This window comes from Halomonas marinisediminis (genome assembly GCF_004347715.1).
In the GTDB taxonomy this organism is placed as follows: Bacteria; Pseudomonadota; Gammaproteobacteria; order Pseudomonadales; family Halomonadaceae; genus Halomonas; species Halomonas icarae.
The window spans coordinates 1-729 of sequence record NZ_SLTR01000053.1; the positions used below are offsets into that span (position 1 = coordinate 1).

The 729-nt window shown below is 58.7% G+C and carries 1 protein-coding gene; it reads right to left on the reverse strand.

What is annotated here, in order from left to right:
* Positions 1–544: 544 nt before the first annotated feature.
* Positions 545–729, reverse strand: a 185-nt coding sequence (locus tag E0702_RS19605) for a hypothetical protein (RefSeq protein ID WP_205741953.1), incomplete at its 5' end; no start/stop codon positions are given.

A 729-nucleotide genomic window follows, 5' to 3' on the forward strand; every position in this document is an offset into this window, starting at 1 on the left:
CTGCGCCGATGGTAGTGTGGGGCCTCCCCATGCGAGAGTAGGTCATCGTCAGGCACTTATACCGAAAAAACCCCGGGCATTCAGTTGCTCGGGGTTTTTTCATGTCAGGGGCCTCCCCATGGAGAGTCCCGGAATGCCGGCCGCCTGAGACCAGCGCCTCTGTAATCCAGCGCCTTTGCTGTCGCCGAACCATTCGCTACCTTCTCCCGATGAGGCGACATCCTGCGATGTAATGCGTGGCGACGGGGCTCACCCGGGTGTCGCGTAACCGCTGACGCTCCTCCTTTGCCAACGACTGCGCTTCGCGCTCCACCTGGTAGAGCTGGCCGATCAACTCGATGACTGCTGGCCGCCGCGTCCCTCGCTGAAGTCCTAGACCACCGCCTGCTACCCGGCGAAGAGTGTGGTGGTATAGCCCCAGAGATGGGCGCAATGTGTTTTCTCCTGCCCTGGGCCTGCATCGACAACTAGGTCAGTGTCTTGCAACGGTCGCAGGTCCAATACGATCCAGGTGGTAGCTGATCCTGAGACTTGGTCTGACGGATCAGGCGCGTAGGTTCCACGCCGAATCTTGATGAATCAAACTTTTTACCGGAAGAGCTTGCAAGTCCGCCGGTAAAGCCGTAAAGTACGCATCCGCTGCCGGCGACGGGCAAACGTTGCAGGCGGTGAATGTGGCAGAAGTGACTGTTCTGCAATGGGTTTTTCGGAAGGTGTCGAAAAATACCG